Genomic DNA, 14877 nt, shown 5'->3' with positions numbered 1-14877 from the left:
TCCCCCGAAAGGCCTGATCCACGCATGTCCCTCACCACGCTCGACCCTCGGACCGCCCTCGTCGTGATCGACCTGCAGCGCGGCATCGTGGGCATGCCCACCCAGCCGTACCCCGCCTCGGACGTGGTGGCCCGCACCGTCGGACTCGCCGACGCCTTCCGGGCCCACGGCCTTCCCGTGGTCCTGGTGCGGGTCTCCTTCGCGGCCGACTGGGCGGACGCCGTCCCGGGCCGCACCGAGCGCCAGCCGCGCGGTCTGGCCTTCCCGGAGGGCTGGGACGTCATCGTCGACGAGCTGTCCGGCCACCCCGGCGACATCGTCGTCACCAAGCACAACTGGAGCGCCTTCCACGGCACCGACCTGGAGGTCCAGCTGCGCCGCCGCGGCATCACCCAGATCGTGCTGACCGGCGTCGCCACCAGCATCGGTGTGGAGTCCACCGCGCGGGACGCCTACGCCCACGGCTACCACGTCACCCTCGCCACGGACGCCATGTCCGACAGCGATGTGGAGGCGCACCGGGGCAGCGTCGAGCGGATCTTCCCGAGGCTCGGCGAGAGCGGCACGACGGCGGAGGTCCTGGAGCTGCTGGCCAAGACCCACGCTTGACGGGCGGACCGCTCAGGTGTCCTCCCCCGCGGGGGACTCCGCCTCCCGCTCCACCTCCGCCTCCACCTCGGCGCGTGTCCGGCCGGTCTCCCGGGCGTACTCGGTCAATGCGGTCTGCACGTCCCGGGCCAGGTCCCGCCAGGCGCGCAGGGCCGTCTCGTAGGTGCCCGACTGAGCGCCCGTCATGCCCCGCTCGGCCGGCGGCCCGTACGCCTCCCGCAGTTCCTCGACCGTGGCGTGCGCCGCGTCGGCCGCACGCTGCTTCTGCACCAGTTCTTCGAAGGTGTGTGCCACAGCGCCCGACCCTAGGCACGCGCCGCGATCCGACCGCTCCGACCTGCCGGGACGGGGATCGACCGGTACCCGAGTGGCGGGTCGCAGGGGCGCGGTGACCGCGGGAGGGGGATCGGTCAGGTGTCCGGCGCCAGATCGGCCCACACCTGCTTGCCGCCGCTGACCGGGACCGTCCCCCAGGCCGCCGACACCGCCTCCACGAGCAGGATGCCGCGCCCGCCGGTGGCCTCCCAGCCGATGCTGGTGGGTTTGACGGGGCTGCGGGGTGAGGCGTCGGCGACGGCGAGCCGCAGCCGGTGGTTGACCAGGCTGAGGTCGAGGCGGACCTGGCCGTCGGTGTGCACGAGGGCGTTCGTGACCAGTTCGGAGACGATCAGGAGGGCCGCGTCCTCGGTGTCCGGGGACACGCCCCAGGAGCGCAGGGTGCGTCGGACGAAACGGCGGGCGTGCCGCGCGGCCTCCGGCACCCGCCACACGGTCCAGCTCTCGCGCAGCGCGCGCACGGCCATGCCGTCGTAGCGCATCAGGAGCAGGGCGACGTCGTCGGCGCGGTGCGCGCCGGTGAGCAGGGCGTCGGCGACCAGGCCGAGATGGCCGGGGTCCGCGGCGGCGAGTTCGCGGGCGAGCCGGTCCATGCCGTCGTCGATGTCGGCGTCGGCGGACTCCACCAGTCCGTCCGTGGTGAGGGCGAGGACCGTGCCGGGCCGGAGCCGCAGCGGGGTCATCGGGAACTCGGCCCGGGAGAGAACGCCGAGCGGTGGGCCGCCCTCGGCCTGGACGATCTCGGCGGAGCCGTCCGGGTGCCGCAGCACGGGCTGGAGATGGCCGGCGCGCACGCACAGGGCGGTGCCCTGCTCCATGTCGACGTCGACGTACGCGCAGGTGGCGAAGAGGTCGGTCTCCATCTCCAGCAGCAGCCGGTTGGCGTGCGAGACGACGACGTCCGGCGGGTGGCCCTCGGTGGCGTAGGCGCGCAGGGCGGTGCGCATCTGGCCCATCAGGGTGGCGGCGCCCGCGTTGTGGCCCTGTACGTCGCCGATGACGAAGGCCACGTGGTTGTCGGTCAGCGGGATCACGTCGTACCAGTCGCCGCCGACCTCGAGTCCCGCGGTGGTGGGCAGGTAGCGGGCGACGGCGACCGCGCCGGGCAGCTGGGGCAGGCGGCGCGGCAGCAGGGTCCGCTGGAGCATGCCGACGAGTTCGTGTTCGGCGTCGAAGGCGTGCGCGCGCACGAGGGCCTGGCCCGTCAGACCGGCGCAGGCGGTGAGCAGGGCGCGTTCGTCGGGGCCGAACGTGTGCGGCCGGTCCCAGCCGATCAGGCAGGCCCCGGCCATGCGGCCGCCGGCGGGCAGCGGCAGCACCGCGAGGCCGCCGGGGCCGACATCGGCGAGGGCGGGCTCCAGCGGGGAGCCGGCCGGCCAGATCCGGGCGCGGCCCTCGCTCAGGGCGGCGGCGAGGGTCGGCATGGCGCGCACCGGCGCGTCGGGCCACTCGGTGCGCCACTCGGTGCGCCACAGCTCGGGCCAGGCCTCGGGTTCCGGCGGGTCGAGGACGGTGACGACGAGGCGGTCGTTCTCCAGTTCCGCGAGGGCGATGCGGTCGGCCTGGAGGGGCTTGCGCAGGGCGGCGACGACGGCCTTGCACACGTCCTTGACGGTGCCGGCGGTGGCGAGCGCGGCGGCCAGCCGCTGCACACGGGCGACGTCGGTCACCTCGGAGCGCAGGGTGGAGGCGTCGGCGACGGTGCCGACCAGGCGCGCCGGGCGGCCCTCCCCGCCGGACAGCATCCGGCCGCGCAGCCGGAGCCACTTGGGCGGGCCGGACGGCTGCAGGATGCGGAACTCCAGCTCACGCTCGCCGAGGGACATGTGGTCGGCCTCGACGACCGACATCAGCGCGGGCAGGTCCTCGGGCACGGTGAGCCCGAGCAGCGTCTCCACCTTGCCGTCGAAGGCCTCCCGCCCGATCCGGAACAGCCGCAGGATGTCGTCGCCGACCTCGACCCGGCCGGTGTCCATGGCCAGGGCGAACGCGTCGTCGGACAGTTCGCCGCCGTCGGGCGCCGGGTCGGCGTCCCGTGCGGGTAAGACGACCGCCCCGGCGATCAGCTCCAGACAGGCCCGGTCGTCGGTGCCGAAGCCTCCGGGCTGCTCGCTGACGGCGACCAGACAGCCACCGGCCGGCCCGAGCGGCAGGACGGCGAGGGAGAAGTCCGGTGACGGCGTGCGGCGTGCCTCGGGACAGTGGGCCAGCTCCTGCGGGCCGAGCCACGTGGGCCGCCCGGTGCGGTGAGCCGTGAGGACCGGTGAGCCGCCCGTCGCCGGATAGCCGTCCCGCAGGCCGAACAGCGTGCGCGGCAAACCAGCCGACTCGGCCAGGTACAGCCCCGCCGAATCGCGGCCGGGCACGTACACCCCGACGAAGGCCGCCCCGCCCAGCACGAGCCCCTGTTCGAGGATCCGGCGCAGCCGGTCGGGCGACGGTGGCACGGCGGTGAGCGCGTCGAGGGCAAGTTCGGCACGCTCGGCCCTCGTTCTGCGTACCGCAGCACCCTCAGTCACCACGTCCGCCATTACAGCGCTTATGAGCCGCCTGCGCAGCCCCTGTGAACGGACCGGGTACGGCGGGCGCCGATCCGCCCGACTTCCGCCGAACACATCCCCCTCCCCGCGTGTCGCTCCGGACCGGGCCCGCCTCGGCCGCGTCGACGGCGGTGCCGCCCGGCGTCCGGCGGAGGACTTCTTCGCGCTCGGGAAGGCGCCACGACGGTGCTCGCCGAGGCCGGCCGCCCGTCTCCCGCCGCACACGCGCCGATTCCCGCCGAGCACGCAGCCGTCCGTGGGCGCCGCGGGGGACCCGGCCGACGCCGATCCCACTCCCCTTCGATCGAACACATGTACGCACTGGTGTGTCGGCCCCGGCGGGCCGAATCCGCCGGGAGCGGCGGCCGTACCACCGCACCGCGGCCCACACCCCGAGACGGCGCTCGCCGTGCGCGGGGGCGCGGCAGGAGGGAGCCTTGATCCCTGGGACGGGAGACACGGCCGCACGAGGAGACGACACAGCCCTACGAGGAGGACACACGCCCGTACGCCCAGGAGACACGGCCATAGGAGGAGGTGGTCGCTTGACCGACGAGCCGGCGCCCGCGCAGGCACCGGCGGCCGCGAGGACACCGGTCGGCGGGCCGATGCTCTCGCTCGCCCTGGCCTCGATGATGGAGGGCGTGCACGCGCACTCCGGCGCGCTGTATCTGCTGCGGCCCGACGCTCAGATGATGGACATGGCGGTGAAGGCCGGCATGCCCCGCGCGTTCGTGGCGCCGTGGGAGCGGGTCTCGGTGAACGCGCCGCTCCCGGTCTCGGAGGCGGTGCGCGAGCGCCGGCTGGTGTGGGTGGGCGGCGAGGAGGAGATGGCCCGCCGCTTCCCCCGGATCGCGATGGTGCTGCCGTATCCGTTCGCACTGGCCGCGCTGCCGGTGGCGACGGAAGGCACCGTGTACGGCGCCGTGTTCGTGACCTGGCCCGGCGCGCATCCGCCGGAGCTGTCCGACGCCGAACGCGAGCAACTGACGGCGGCCTGCACACGGCTGGCCCTGCGGATGGAGCGTGCCGCCGCGGCGAACCAGCCGGTCGGACCCGAACCCGACCTGCTGGGGCTGCCGGGGGCCGACAGGCCGGACACGCTGGGGGCCGTGGAGGCGTTGCGGCTGGTGACCCGGCTGCCGTACGGGCTGGCGTCGCTGGACCTGCACGGCCGGATCGGCTTCGTCAACGCGGCGGCGGCGGACCTGCTCGGCCGGCCCGTCGCGGATCTGCTCGGCACGGTGCCCTGGGTGTCGGTGTCGTGGCTGAACGACCCGATGTACGAGGACCGGTACCGGGCCGCGCTGCTCAGCCAGCAGGCGACCTCCTTCGTGGCGCTGCGCCCGCCCGGGGACTGGCTGTCATTCCGGCTGTATCCGAGCACGACCGGGCTGAGCGTGCGCATCAGCCGGATCCGGGCGGTGGCGGAGATGGCACCGAGGCCGGATCCGAACCCGGCACCGGTACGGCTGGTGTCCCTCTCCCAGCTGTTGAACCTGGCCGGGGCGCTGACCGAGGCGGTGGAGGTGCGGGACGTGATCCAGCTGGTCGCGGACCAGGTCGTCCCGGCGGTCGGCGGCGACGCGCTGGTGGTCCTGGGCACCCGGGGCGGACGGCTGCACCTGCTGGGGCACCGCGGCTATCCGGACCCGGACCTCGTGGAGCGGTTCGACGGGATGCCGCTGATCGAGCACACCCCGGGCACGCAGGCCCTGAACACCGGGGTGCCGGCGTTCTTCGGCTCGCGGGAGGAACTGGAGCGGCTGTATCCGACGCGGCGCGAGTCACCGGCCGGGTTCGCGGCCTGGGCGTATCTGCCGCTGATCGCGTCCGGACGGCCGGTGGGCACATGCGTCCTGGCCTACGCCGAACCGCACGACTTCACCACCGACGAACGGGCCGTCCTCGCCAGCCTCGCCGGCCTGATCGCGCAGGCCCTGGAACGGGCCATGCTGTACGACTCCAAGAGCCGGCTGGCGCACGCACTCCAGTCGTCGCTGCTGCCCCACTCACTGGACCGGCTGCCCGGCATCGAGGCCGCCGCGCGCTATCTGCCGGCCATGCAGGGCATGGAGATCGGCGGCGACTTCTACGACCTGGTGCCGGCCCGGCCGTTGCCGGCCGCGGTGATCGGCGACGTCCAGGGGCACAACGTGACGGCGGCGGCCCTGATGGGGCAGATCCGGACGGGGGTGCGGGCGTACACCACGGTGGGGCAGGCGCCCCAGCAGGTGATGCGCAGCACCAACCGGCTGCTCATCGACCTCGGCTCCGAGCTGTTCGCCAGCTGCCTGTACCTGCGGCTCGATCCGGCGAGCGGGATGGCCGTCATGGCGCGCGCCGGACATCCGCCGCCCCTGCTCCGGCGCCCGGACGGGCGGGTGCGGGTGCTGGACCTGGCCGGAGGCCCGCTGCTCGGAGTCGACGCGGCGGCCCGGTACCCGACGACCGAGGTGTCCCTCGCCCCCGGCTCCGTCCTCGCCCTCTACACGGACGGTCTCGTGGAGTCCTCCCACGTGAACATCGAGGACTCGCTCACCGAACTCGGCGAGGTGCTCTTCGAGTACGGGACGCAGCCGCTGAGCGACCTCGCCGACGCCCTTCTCCTGCACAGCGCGGCGGCACGGGAACGGGCGGACGACGTGGCCCTGCTGTTGCTGCGGGCACGGGACGGCGCCTGAGCCGCTCGAACGCGCCGCGTTCCGGTCCGCCCCGCCCGCGAACGCGCCGGGGTCCGGCCCTCCCGTCGGAGGGCCGGACCGTCCCCGCCGGCCGGAACCGCCGTGGGACCGGCGGGGAGTCGCGTACGGCTCAGCGCGTGCCGGTCAGCACCGACGAGCCGTCACCCGCGCCCGAACCGCCGGCCGCACCCGATCCATCGCCCGCGTTCTCGCCGGTGCCGCTCTGCCCGCCGGACGGGGCCGCGGTACCGCCGGCCTGCTCACCGCCCGCCTGGTCCCCGGCGCCCTGCCCGGCCGCGCCGGCCCCGCCTGCCCCGCCGTCGCCGAGGGTGGCGCCGGTGGCCTGCAGGGCGGCGGTGACGGGCTGGAAGAAGGTCTCGCCGCCGCTGGTGCAGTCGCCGCTGCCGCCGGAGGTGAGGCCGACCGCGGCGCCGTCCTGGGTGAACAGGGAGCCGCCGCTGTCGCCGGCCTCGGCGCACACGTCGGTCTGGATGAGCCCGGTGACGGTGTCGACACCGCCCGGGTCCGTCTCGCTCTGGAAGTTGACGGTGGCGTCGAGGCCGGTCACCTGGCCGTCGTGCAGCCCGGTGGTGGAGCCCATGCGGAACACGGTCTGGCCGACGGTGGCGTCGGCGGCCCCGGTGATCCGGACGCTCTGGCCGTTGCCGGTGGCGACCTCACTGGGCGCCTGGGTGTTCGGGTCGTCGTACTTCACGAGGGAGAAGTCGTTGCCGGGGAAGGTGGCCTGGTCGACGGTGGCGACGGGCTGTCCGTCCTGCGCGTCGGACCACTGCTTGGCCGCGACCCCGCAGTGTCCGGCCGTCAGGAAGGCCGGACTGCCGTCGGAGGCGGTCACGTTGAAGCCGAGGGAGCAGCGCACGGTGCCGCCCTGCACCTGGGAGAAGATGGCGTCGCCGCCGGAGGCGAAGGTCTTGAAGGTGCCGGCGGACTTCTTCAGGTTCGCCATGCCGGAGCCGAGGCTCCGCACGGTCGACTCGAGCCGGTCCCAGCGGGCGCCGGTGACGGTGGAGTCGGCGGTGACGACGACCTTGTCGGTGCGTGGGTCGACCGCCCAGGCGGTGCCGGGGATGGTCGCCCTGCTCTTCAGCGTCCGTGCGGCGGCCTTGAGTTCAAAGGTGCTGTTCTCGACCTGGCGGACGGCGGCGCCCGCCTTCCGCGCCTGCGCGATCGCGTTGTCGTCGCCGGCCACGTTGACGACGAGCTGCTGCCGGGAGCTGTCGTACCAGGACCCGGCGAGGGCGTCGCCGAGCGTCCGGTGCAGCCGCGCGGCGAGGTCCGAGGCGTCCGTGGCCTTCAGGGTCTTCGCGGTGCCGGCGACGCCCGAGGCGCCGTCCTGGGACGCGTTGGCGTTGGGCAGCAGGAGGGCCGCGGCGCCGAGCGCCGCGACACCTCCCACCGCTATCGCGGCCTTGCGCTTGGGCATTCGCTTGTGACTCAAACTTCTCGACCTCCTGGGAACGGAGTTCTGCCGCTGTCGGCAGGGGACGGGGCGCCTGGATGGCCGTAGGTACGCGCGGGTCCCCCGGTGTGTTCAATTCCGTTCGCGGGCCCCGCGTTTGCCACGGCGAACCGCTCATGCTCCGCGTGTCGTGCGGTCGCGGCGGGAACAATCCCCCACATGACGATGACGACCGTCGAGGCCGACAAGATCCTTTCCGCCAACTTCGCCCCCTGGGTCCTCGACCTCGGCCTGTCGGTGGAGGGGCTGGGCAAGGATCGCGCGGTCCTGCGTCTGCCCTGGTCGGACCGGCTGGCCCGGGAGGGCGGCGGCGTGTCGGGGCAGGCTCTGATGGCGGCCGCGGACACGGCGACGGTGATCGCGGTGTCGGCCGCGCGGGGCGGCTTCGTGCCGATGACGACCGTGCAGCAGTCGACGTCCTTCCAGCGGCCGGTCACCGGTGCGGATGTCCTGATCGAGGCGGTCCTGACCAAGCTGGGGCGCAGAACGGCTTTCGCCGACATCACGTTGAGCGACGCCGGTTCGGGCGCGCTCGCGGCCCGGGCGAGCACGGTCTACGCGATCCTTGGCTGACACGTTCGGCGACTGATCGACAGCGGTGCGTCCCGGACATGTAAAGGAATCTCAACTTCAGGGAATCTGCACATCGAATACCCAAGCAGGTCACCGGTGCCCGGAGTTCTGCACAACCGCGCGCCCCGCCGCACTCCTTTGGCGCGGAGTGCCGGATTCGCCACCCCGCGGGCAAGAGGCGGTATGTACCGAAGCGGTGAGCCATGTGAAGGAGTCGCCGACATGCCGTGCCCACGCCTGCACGGATGGCATTCTTCGATGGTCAAGTTGCCTGGTGAGAGCGCTGGTTGATTGGAAGCGGGTGCCACGCGCGTGCTTTGATCCATCGCACCGCGGGGTCCCCCGGGCTTCCGTGCCACGGACGCTCGGCGCCCACGGTGGCGGCCGACCATCTGTCCCCAGAGGGGGCCGCTCCCCCTTGTGAAATATCCATACGAAGGGAAGTTCCACCATGAACTCCACCCCCCAGGTTGAGACCGCCGAGATCTCGGACGCCGAGCTGGACAACGTCTCCGGCGGTCTGTCCGTGAACAGCCTCAACACCGTGACCGGCGCCGTCAACGGCATCGCCCCGCTTTCCGGCCTGTCGGACACGGCCATCAGCACCGTCGAGGGTGTCACCGGCCTGAACACCCAGCCGCTGACCAACCTGGTCGCCGGTCTCTGATCGCACCTCGGTGTCACCGAAGTCCCGGAGCCGCGAGACGGCTCCGGGGCTCTCGGGTGTCCGAAACACGCCGTAGCAATGTCTCTCCTCGGGTGAGGGAAGTTCCGTGCAGTTCCGCCAACAGGCCCTCGCCAAGCTCCAGTCGCCGGAAGAGCTGGACCTTCCGGTGCGTCTGGCACGCCCGCAGGGCTGGCTCGCGCTGGGTGTCACCGTCGTCGTCATGGCGGCCGCGTCCGTGTGGGCGGTGACCGGTTCGGTCGCCTCCACGGTCAGCGCGCAGGCCATCCTCACGCACGGGCAGGGCAGCTATCTGCTGCAGAGTCCCGTGGCCGGCCAGGTGACGGCCGTGCTCGCCAAGCAGGGCGACCGGCTCCCCGCCGACGCCCCCGTCCTCAAGGTGCGGACGGCGGGGGGCGATCAGGTGATCCGTACGGTCGCCGCGGGCCGCGTCACCGCGCTCGCCGCCACGATCGGGCAGATCATCCAGACCGGCGCGAACGTCGCCGCCGTGGAGAAGGTCGCCCACGCCTCGGACCCGCTGTACGCGACCGTCTACGTCCCCGCCGAGAACGCCGCCGCCATCCCGGCGAACGCCTCGGTGGACCTGACCGTGTCCTCCGTACCGACACAGAAGTACGGCGTGCTGCGCGGGCATGTGAAGTCGGTGGACCGCACCGCCCAGTCCGCCCAGTCGATCGCCGCGTTCCTCGGCGACAGCCAGCTCGGCGAGCAGTTCACGGGCAAGGGCAGGCCGGTCGCCGTCCTGGTCGCGCTGGACGAGTCGTCCGCGACGAAGAGCGGCTATCGCTGGTCGTCCACCGACGGACCGCCGTTCACGCTCGACTCCATGACCCTGGCCGGCGGGTCGATCCGGCTGGCCGACCAGCGTCCCATCGATTGGCTGCTCCCGTGACCATCTCGACCGGGGGCGCCCAGGAGACCCGGGGCCGCAGACGCGCCGCCCCCGCCCGGCGCCCCGTCCCCAAGCCCCGCAGCGGCACGACCCGCACCCCCACGGTGCTCCAGATGGAGGCCGTCGAATGCGGCGCCGCCTCCCTCTCGATGGTGCTCGGCCACTACGGCCGGCACGTGCCGCTGGAGGAACTGCGCATCGCCTGCGGTGTCTCCCGCGACGGCTCGCGCGCGAGCAACCTGCTCAAGGCGGCCCGCGGCTACGGGCTGACCGCCAAGGGCATGCAGATGGACCTGGCCGCCCTCGCCGAGGTGCAGGCACCGGCCATTCTCTTCTGGGAGTTCAACCACTACGTCGTCTTCGACGGCATGGGCCGCCGCTTCGGCCGGCGCGGGGTGTACATCAACGACCCCGCCAAGGGCCGCCGGTTCGTGCCCATGGAGGAGTTCGACGGCAGCTTCACCGGTGTCGTGCTGGTGCTGGAGCCGGGCGACGGGTTCACCAAGGGCGGGCGCAAGGCGGGCGTGCTCGGCGCGATGCCGGCCCGGCTGCGCGGCACCGCGGGCACCCTGCCCGCCGCGATCCTCGCCAGCCTGCTGCTGGTGCTGGTGGGCGCCGCGCTGCCCGCGCTCAGCCGCACCTACATCGACATGTTCCTCATCGGCGGCCAGACCTCGCTGCTCGGCGTGCTGTTCGCCTCGATGGCCACCTGTGTGCTGCTCACCCTGGTGCTGACCTGGCTCCAGCAGGCCAACCTGCTGCACGGCCGGATCATCTCCTCCACCCTCTCCAGCGCCCGCTTCCTGCGCCATCTGCTGCGGCTGCCGGTGACCTTCTTCTCCCAGCGCTCCCCCGCCGACCTGGTGCAGCGGCTCCAGTCCAACGACCAGGTCGCCGAGACCCTGGCCCGCGACCTCGCGGCGGCGGGCGTGGACGCGATCGTGGTCGTGCTGTACGCGGTGCTGCTGTACACCTACGACCCGCAGCTGACGTTCCTCGGCATCGGCGTGGCCCTGCTGAACGTGGTGGCCATGCGGCTGGTCATCCGGCTGCGCGCGACCCGTACGGCGAAGCTGCGCGCGGACACAGCGCGGCTGACCAACACCTCGTACACCGGTCTTCAGCTCATCGAGACGATGAAGGCGACCGGCGGCGAGGACGGCTACTTCCGCAAGTGGGCCGGGCAGCACGCCACCACGCTGGAGGAGCAGCAGCGGCTCGGGGTGCCGAGCGCCTGGCTGGGCGTGGTAGCACCGGCACTGGCCACGTTCAACAGCGCGCTGATCCTGTGGATCGGCGGCATGCGGGCCGTCGAGGGGCACATCTCGGTGGGTCTGCTGGTCGCCTTCCAGGCTCTGGTCACCCGCTTCACCGCCCCGCTGACCCGGCTCAACGGCGTGGCGGGCCGCATCCAGGACTTCGCGGCCGACGTGGCCCGGCTCAAGGACGTGGAGAACTTCCAGGCCGACCCGCTCTACGCCCGCGCCGGCCGGGGCGACTCCACGCGCCGGCTGCACGGGCACGTCGAGCTGGAGAACATCACCTTCGGCTACAGCCCGCTGGACAAGCCGCTGCTGACCGGGTTCGACCTGACCGTCGGGCCCGGACAGCAGGTGGCCCTGGTGGGCGGCTCGGGCAGCGGCAAGTCCACGGTGTCCCGGCTCATCTCGGGTCTGTACACGCCGTGGGACGGTGTGATCCGCATCGACGGCCGCCGTCTGGACGACATCCCGCGCGGCGCGCTCGCCGCCTCCGTCTCCTTCGTCGACCAGGACGTGTTCCTCTTCGAGGGCTCGGTGCGCGACAACGTGGCCCTGTGGGACCCGTCGATCCCCGACGAAGCGGTGGTCGAGGCCCTGCGGGACGCGGCGCTGTACGACGTGGTGATGCGCCGGCCCGGCGGCATCCGCAGCAAGGTCGAGCAGGACGGCCGGAACTTCTCCGGCGGTCAGCGCCAGCGTCTGGAGATCGCGCGGGCGCTGGTGCGCCGGCCCAGCATCCTCGTCCTGGACGAGGTGACCAGCGCGCTGGACGCGGAGACCGAGCTGGTCGTGATGGACAACCTGCGCCGGCGCGGCTGCGCCTGCGTGGTGATCGCCCACCGGCTGAGCACCGTCCGCGACAGCGACGAGATCGTCGTGCTCCAGCACGGCACGGTCGTGGAGCGCGGGCGGCACGAGGAGCTGGTGGCGCACGGCGGCGCCTACGCGGCGCTGGTCAGGGAGCGGTGAGATGACGACTGTTCAGGAGGGGTACGAAGGCGACCTCGTCCTCGGCGCCCTCGGCGCGCTGGGCACCCGGGTCGACTGCGCCGGCTTCAACCGGCTGGACCTGGAGGGTCCGCAGGTGCTGTGGCTCGTCGCGGCCGGCGCGCTGGACCTGTTCGCGGTGGACGCCGCCCAGCAGGGCCACTGGCACCACCTCGGACGGCTGGAGGCGGGCGCGCTGCTGCTCGGCCCCGTCGCGGGCCCTCAGCACACCCTGGTGGCCCGCCCGGTCCGGGACTGCGTCGTGCACCGCATCAGCCTGCGCGAGTTGTACCAGGCGGCCGACACGCAGACCTGGTCGTACGACGAGTACGGCAACCCGCAGTACGTGCCGCCCACGACGAGCCCGCTGGAGTACGCCCTCGCGCTGGGCGTCGGCCGCGGCCTTTCCGTGCTGTTCCAGGCGCCGATGGCCGAGGACCGGACCACCGCGCCCACGGATGACGACGTGTTCTGGATGCAGGTGCCGCCGGGCAGCGTGCAGTACGGCTCGCTGTACGGCGCGGAGGCGGCGGCCGACCTGCTGATGGACCCGGCGCTGTGGCAGAGCATGGTCGACCAGGAGTACCGGCTGCTGACCGCGCTGGACCGCTGGATCGAGCAGCTGGAACGCACCCACGAGACCCGTACGGCCGCCGGTATCAAGGCCGGTGAGGCGGTCCGCGCCCAGGCCGACCAGACGCTGCTGGCCTCCATCGGCAAGCGCTCGTCCCGCCGGACGACGGCCGCCGACGCCGATGCCGGGTACGCGGTGTGCAAGCTGGTCGCCGAGGCGGCCGGGATCACCCTCGCCGAGCCCGCGCAGAGCGGCACCGAGAGCGAGCGGCTCGATCCGGTGGAGCGGGTGGCGCTGGCCTCGCGAGTGCGCACCCGTGCGGTACGGCTGGACGGGCACTGGTGGCGGGAGAACGTGGGCCCGCTGGTCGGGCACCGGGCGCTGTCCGGGGCGCCGGTGGCGCTGCTGTGGCGGCGCGGCGGCTATGTGGCCGTGCACCCGGGCACCGGACGCGAGACGCCGATCGAGAAGGCGAACGCGGAGGAGTTCGAGCCACGCGCGGTGATGTTCTACCGGCCGCTGCCCGAGCGCCGGCTGACCCCGTTCGGGCTGCTGCGGTTCAGCCTGCGCGGAACCCGGGGCGACCTGGTCAACCTGATGCTCGCCGGCCTGGTGACGGTGGTGATCGGCGCGCTGGTGCCGATCGCCACGGGCAAGGTGCTCGGCGAGTACGTGCCGAAGGCGCAGACCGGTCTGATCGTCCAGGTCTGTCTGGCGGTGATGATCAGCGGCGTGGTGTCGGCGGTGTTCACGTTGCTGGAGAACCTGACCATCCTGCGGCTGGAGGGCCGTATCGAGGCGGCGCTCCAGCCGGCCGTCTGGGACCGGCTGCTGCGCCTGCCCACCCGGTTCTTCACCCAGCGCTCGACCGGTGAACTGGCCAGTGCCGCCATGGGCATCAGCGCGATCCGCCGGCTCCTGGCGGGCGTCGGCCCGGTGGTCGCCCAGTCCGTGACGATCGGCGCGATGAACGTCGGTCTGCTGCTGTGGTACAGCGTGCCGATGGCGCTCGCGGCGATCGGGATGCTGGTCGTCATCGCCGGCGTCTTCCTGGGGCTCGGGCTGTGGCAGGTGCGCTGGCAGCGCAAGCTCGTGGTGCTCGGCAACAAGCTGAACAACCAGGCCTTCCAGACCCTGCGGGGCCTGCCCAAGCTGCGGGTGGCGGCGGCGGAGAACTACGCGTACGCCGCCTGGGCCAAGGAGTTCGCGCGCAGCCGTGAACTCCAGCAGAAGGTCGGCCGGATCAAGAACCTCACCTCGGTCCTCGGCGCGGTCTACCTGCCGGTGTGCACGCTGCTGATGTTCATGCTGCTGGCCGGGCCCGCGAGGGGCGCGATGTCGGCGGCGGCCTTCCTCACCTTCAACACCGCGGTGACGATGGTGCTGACCGCGGTCACCCAGCTCACCGGCTCATTCGTCTCGGCCGTGGCGGCGCTGCCGCTGTTCGAGGAGATCAAGCCGGTCCTGGAGGCGACCCCCGAGGTGCGCACGGCCAGCACCCGCCCGGGTCCGCTATCGGGCGCGATGGAGGCCCGGCGCCTGTCCTTCCGGTACTCCGACGACGGGCCCCTGGTCCTGGACGACGTGTCCTTCGCGATCCGGCCGGGCGAGTTCGTGGCGGTCGTCGGCCCGAGCGGCTGCGGCAAGTCCACACTGCTGCGCCTGCTCATCGGCTTCGACAAGCCCGTCTCGGGCAGCGTCCTGTACGACGGCCAGGATCTGGCCGCCCTCGACCAGTCGGCGGTGCGCCGCCAGTGCGGGGTGGTGCTCCAGCACGCGCAGCCGTTCACCGGGTCGATCCTGGACGTCATCTGCGGTGCGGAGCCGTACACACCGGAGGAGGCGATGGCCGCGGCCGAACTGGCGGGCCTCGCCGAGGACATCAAGCGGATGCCGATGGGCCTGCACACCATCGTCGCGGGCAACGGCGCGATCTCCGGCGGGCAGCGACAGCGCCTGATGATCGCGCAGGCGCTGATCCGGCGGCCGCGGATCCTGTTCTTCGACGAGGCGACCAGCGCGCTGGACAACGACACCCAGCGCACGGTCATCGAGAGCACCCGCAAGCTGAACGCCACCCGGATCGTCATCGCCCACCGCCTGTCGACGGTGCTGGACGCGGACCGGGTGATCGTGATGGACGAAGGCAAGGTCATCCAGCAGGGCTCGCCCGCCGAGCTGCTCGCCGACACCGGGGGGCGGCTGCACGAGCTGGTGCGCCGGCAGATGGCCTGAGGCCGGGCACGCCCGGG

The 14877-nt window shown here is 72.9% G+C and carries 10 protein-coding genes; 7 read left to right on the top strand and 3 right to left on the bottom strand.

Translation table 11 applies throughout. The features are described 5' to 3' along the window. Window positions 1-24 precede the first annotated feature (24 nt). Window positions 25-609 carry a hydrolase gene (locus tag ACWD5D_RS14110; protein WP_451372933.1) on the top strand — a complete coding sequence of 195 codons (585 nt, stop codon included), beginning with the start codon at window positions 25-27 and terminating at the stop codon, window positions 607-609. Between the two features lie 12 nt (window positions 610-621). On the opposite strand, the gene ACWD5D_RS14105 is transcribed toward ACWD5D_RS14110, so the two are convergent. Continuing rightward, window positions 622-903, bottom strand: a complete 282-nt coding sequence (locus ACWD5D_RS14105) for a hypothetical protein (protein ID WP_451372932.1) — start codon at window positions 901-903, stop codon at window positions 622-624. 116 nt (window positions 904-1019) lie between these two features. Beyond that, on the bottom strand, window positions 1020-3476 hold the full coding sequence (locus ACWD5D_RS14100) for a SpoIIE family protein phosphatase (protein ID WP_451372931.1): 2457 nt from the start codon (window positions 3474-3476) through the stop codon (window positions 1020-1022). 617 nt (window positions 3477-4093) lie between these two features. Here ACWD5D_RS14100 and ACWD5D_RS14095 point away from each other — a divergent pair. Next, window positions 4094-6169 (top strand): SpoIIE family protein phosphatase, encoded by a 2076-nt coding sequence (locus tag ACWD5D_RS14095; protein WP_451373094.1) that lies wholly within the window; start codon window positions 4094-4096, stop codon window positions 6167-6169. Window positions 6170-6299: 130 nt separating this feature from the next. Here the strand turns inward: ACWD5D_RS14095 and ACWD5D_RS14090 are convergent, their stop codons facing one another. Further along, entirely contained in the window at window positions 6300-7613 is a 1314-nt protein-coding gene (locus ACWD5D_RS14090) for a S1 family peptidase (RefSeq protein WP_451373093.1), read from the bottom strand. A 195-nt stretch (window positions 7614-7808) separates the two neighbouring features. Here ACWD5D_RS14090 and ACWD5D_RS14085 point away from each other — a divergent pair, with 195 nt between their 5' ends. From ACWD5D_RS14085 to ACWD5D_RS14065, 5 genes are all read left to right on the top strand, one after another. Next, window positions 7809-8222 carry a PaaI family thioesterase gene (locus ACWD5D_RS14085; protein ID WP_451372930.1) on the top strand — a complete coding sequence of 138 codons (414 nt, stop codon included), beginning with the start codon at window positions 7809-7811 and terminating at the stop codon, window positions 8220-8222. Window positions 8223-8673: 451 nt separating this feature from the next. Continuing rightward, window positions 8674-8889: a type A2 lantipeptide gene (locus ACWD5D_RS14080; protein WP_451372929.1), complete on the top strand. Its 216-nt coding sequence runs from the start codon at window positions 8674-8676 to the stop codon at window positions 8887-8889. A 106-nt stretch (window positions 8890-8995) separates the two neighbouring features. Further along, window positions 8996-9802 (top strand): HlyD family efflux transporter periplasmic adaptor subunit, encoded by an 807-nt coding sequence (locus tag ACWD5D_RS14075; protein WP_451372928.1) that lies wholly within the window; start codon window positions 8996-8998, stop codon window positions 9800-9802. Between the two features lie 113 nt (window positions 9803-9915). After that, complete coding sequence (locus ACWD5D_RS14070) at window positions 9916-12033, top strand: NHLP family bacteriocin export ABC transporter peptidase/permease/ATPase subunit (RefSeq protein WP_451373092.1); 2118 nt, start codon at window positions 9916-9918, stop codon at window positions 12031-12033. Window position 12034: 1 nt separating this feature from the next. Next, on the top strand, window positions 12035-14860 hold the full coding sequence (locus ACWD5D_RS14065) for an NHLP bacteriocin export ABC transporter permease/ATPase subunit (protein WP_451372927.1): 2826 nt from the start codon (window positions 12035-12037) through the stop codon (window positions 14858-14860). The last annotated feature ends 17 nt before the right edge of the window (window positions 14861-14877 follow it).

Source organism: Streptomyces sp. NPDC002520 (genome assembly GCF_053595235.1).
Note: the sequence above shows the minus strand (reverse complement) of the source record. Positions and strands in the feature narration are given on the sequence as shown.

What these genes read in the sequence shown, in the direction of transcription:
- ACWD5D_RS14085 (WP_451372930.1), top strand. Translation starts at nt 7,809, where the DNA reads ATGACGATGACGACCGTCGAGGCCGACAAGATCCTTTCCGCCAACTTC.
- ACWD5D_RS14065 (WP_451372927.1), top strand. Translation starts at nt 12,035, where the DNA reads ATGACGACTGTTCAGGAGGGGTACGAAGGCGACCTCGTCCTCGGCGCC.
- ACWD5D_RS14070 (WP_451373092.1), top strand. Translation starts at nt 9,916, where the DNA reads ATGGAGGCCGTCGAATGCGGCGCCGCCTCCCTCTCGATGGTGCTCGGC.
- ACWD5D_RS14110 (WP_451372933.1), top strand. Translation starts at nt 25, where the DNA reads ATGTCCCTCACCACGCTCGACCCTCGGACCGCCCTCGTCGTGATCGAC.
- ACWD5D_RS14090 (WP_451373093.1), bottom strand. Translation starts at nt 7,613, where the DNA reads ATGCCCAAGCGCAAGGCCGCGATAGCGGTGGGAGGTGTCGCGGCGCTC.
- ACWD5D_RS14095 (WP_451373094.1), top strand. Translation starts at nt 4,094, where the DNA reads ATGCTCTCGCTCGCCCTGGCCTCGATGATGGAGGGCGTGCACGCGCAC.
- ACWD5D_RS14080 (WP_451372929.1), top strand. Translation starts at nt 8,674, where the DNA reads ATGAACTCCACCCCCCAGGTTGAGACCGCCGAGATCTCGGACGCCGAG.
- ACWD5D_RS14100 (WP_451372931.1), bottom strand. Translation starts at nt 3,476, where the DNA reads ATGGCGGACGTGGTGACTGAGGGTGCTGCGGTACGCAGAACGAGGGCC.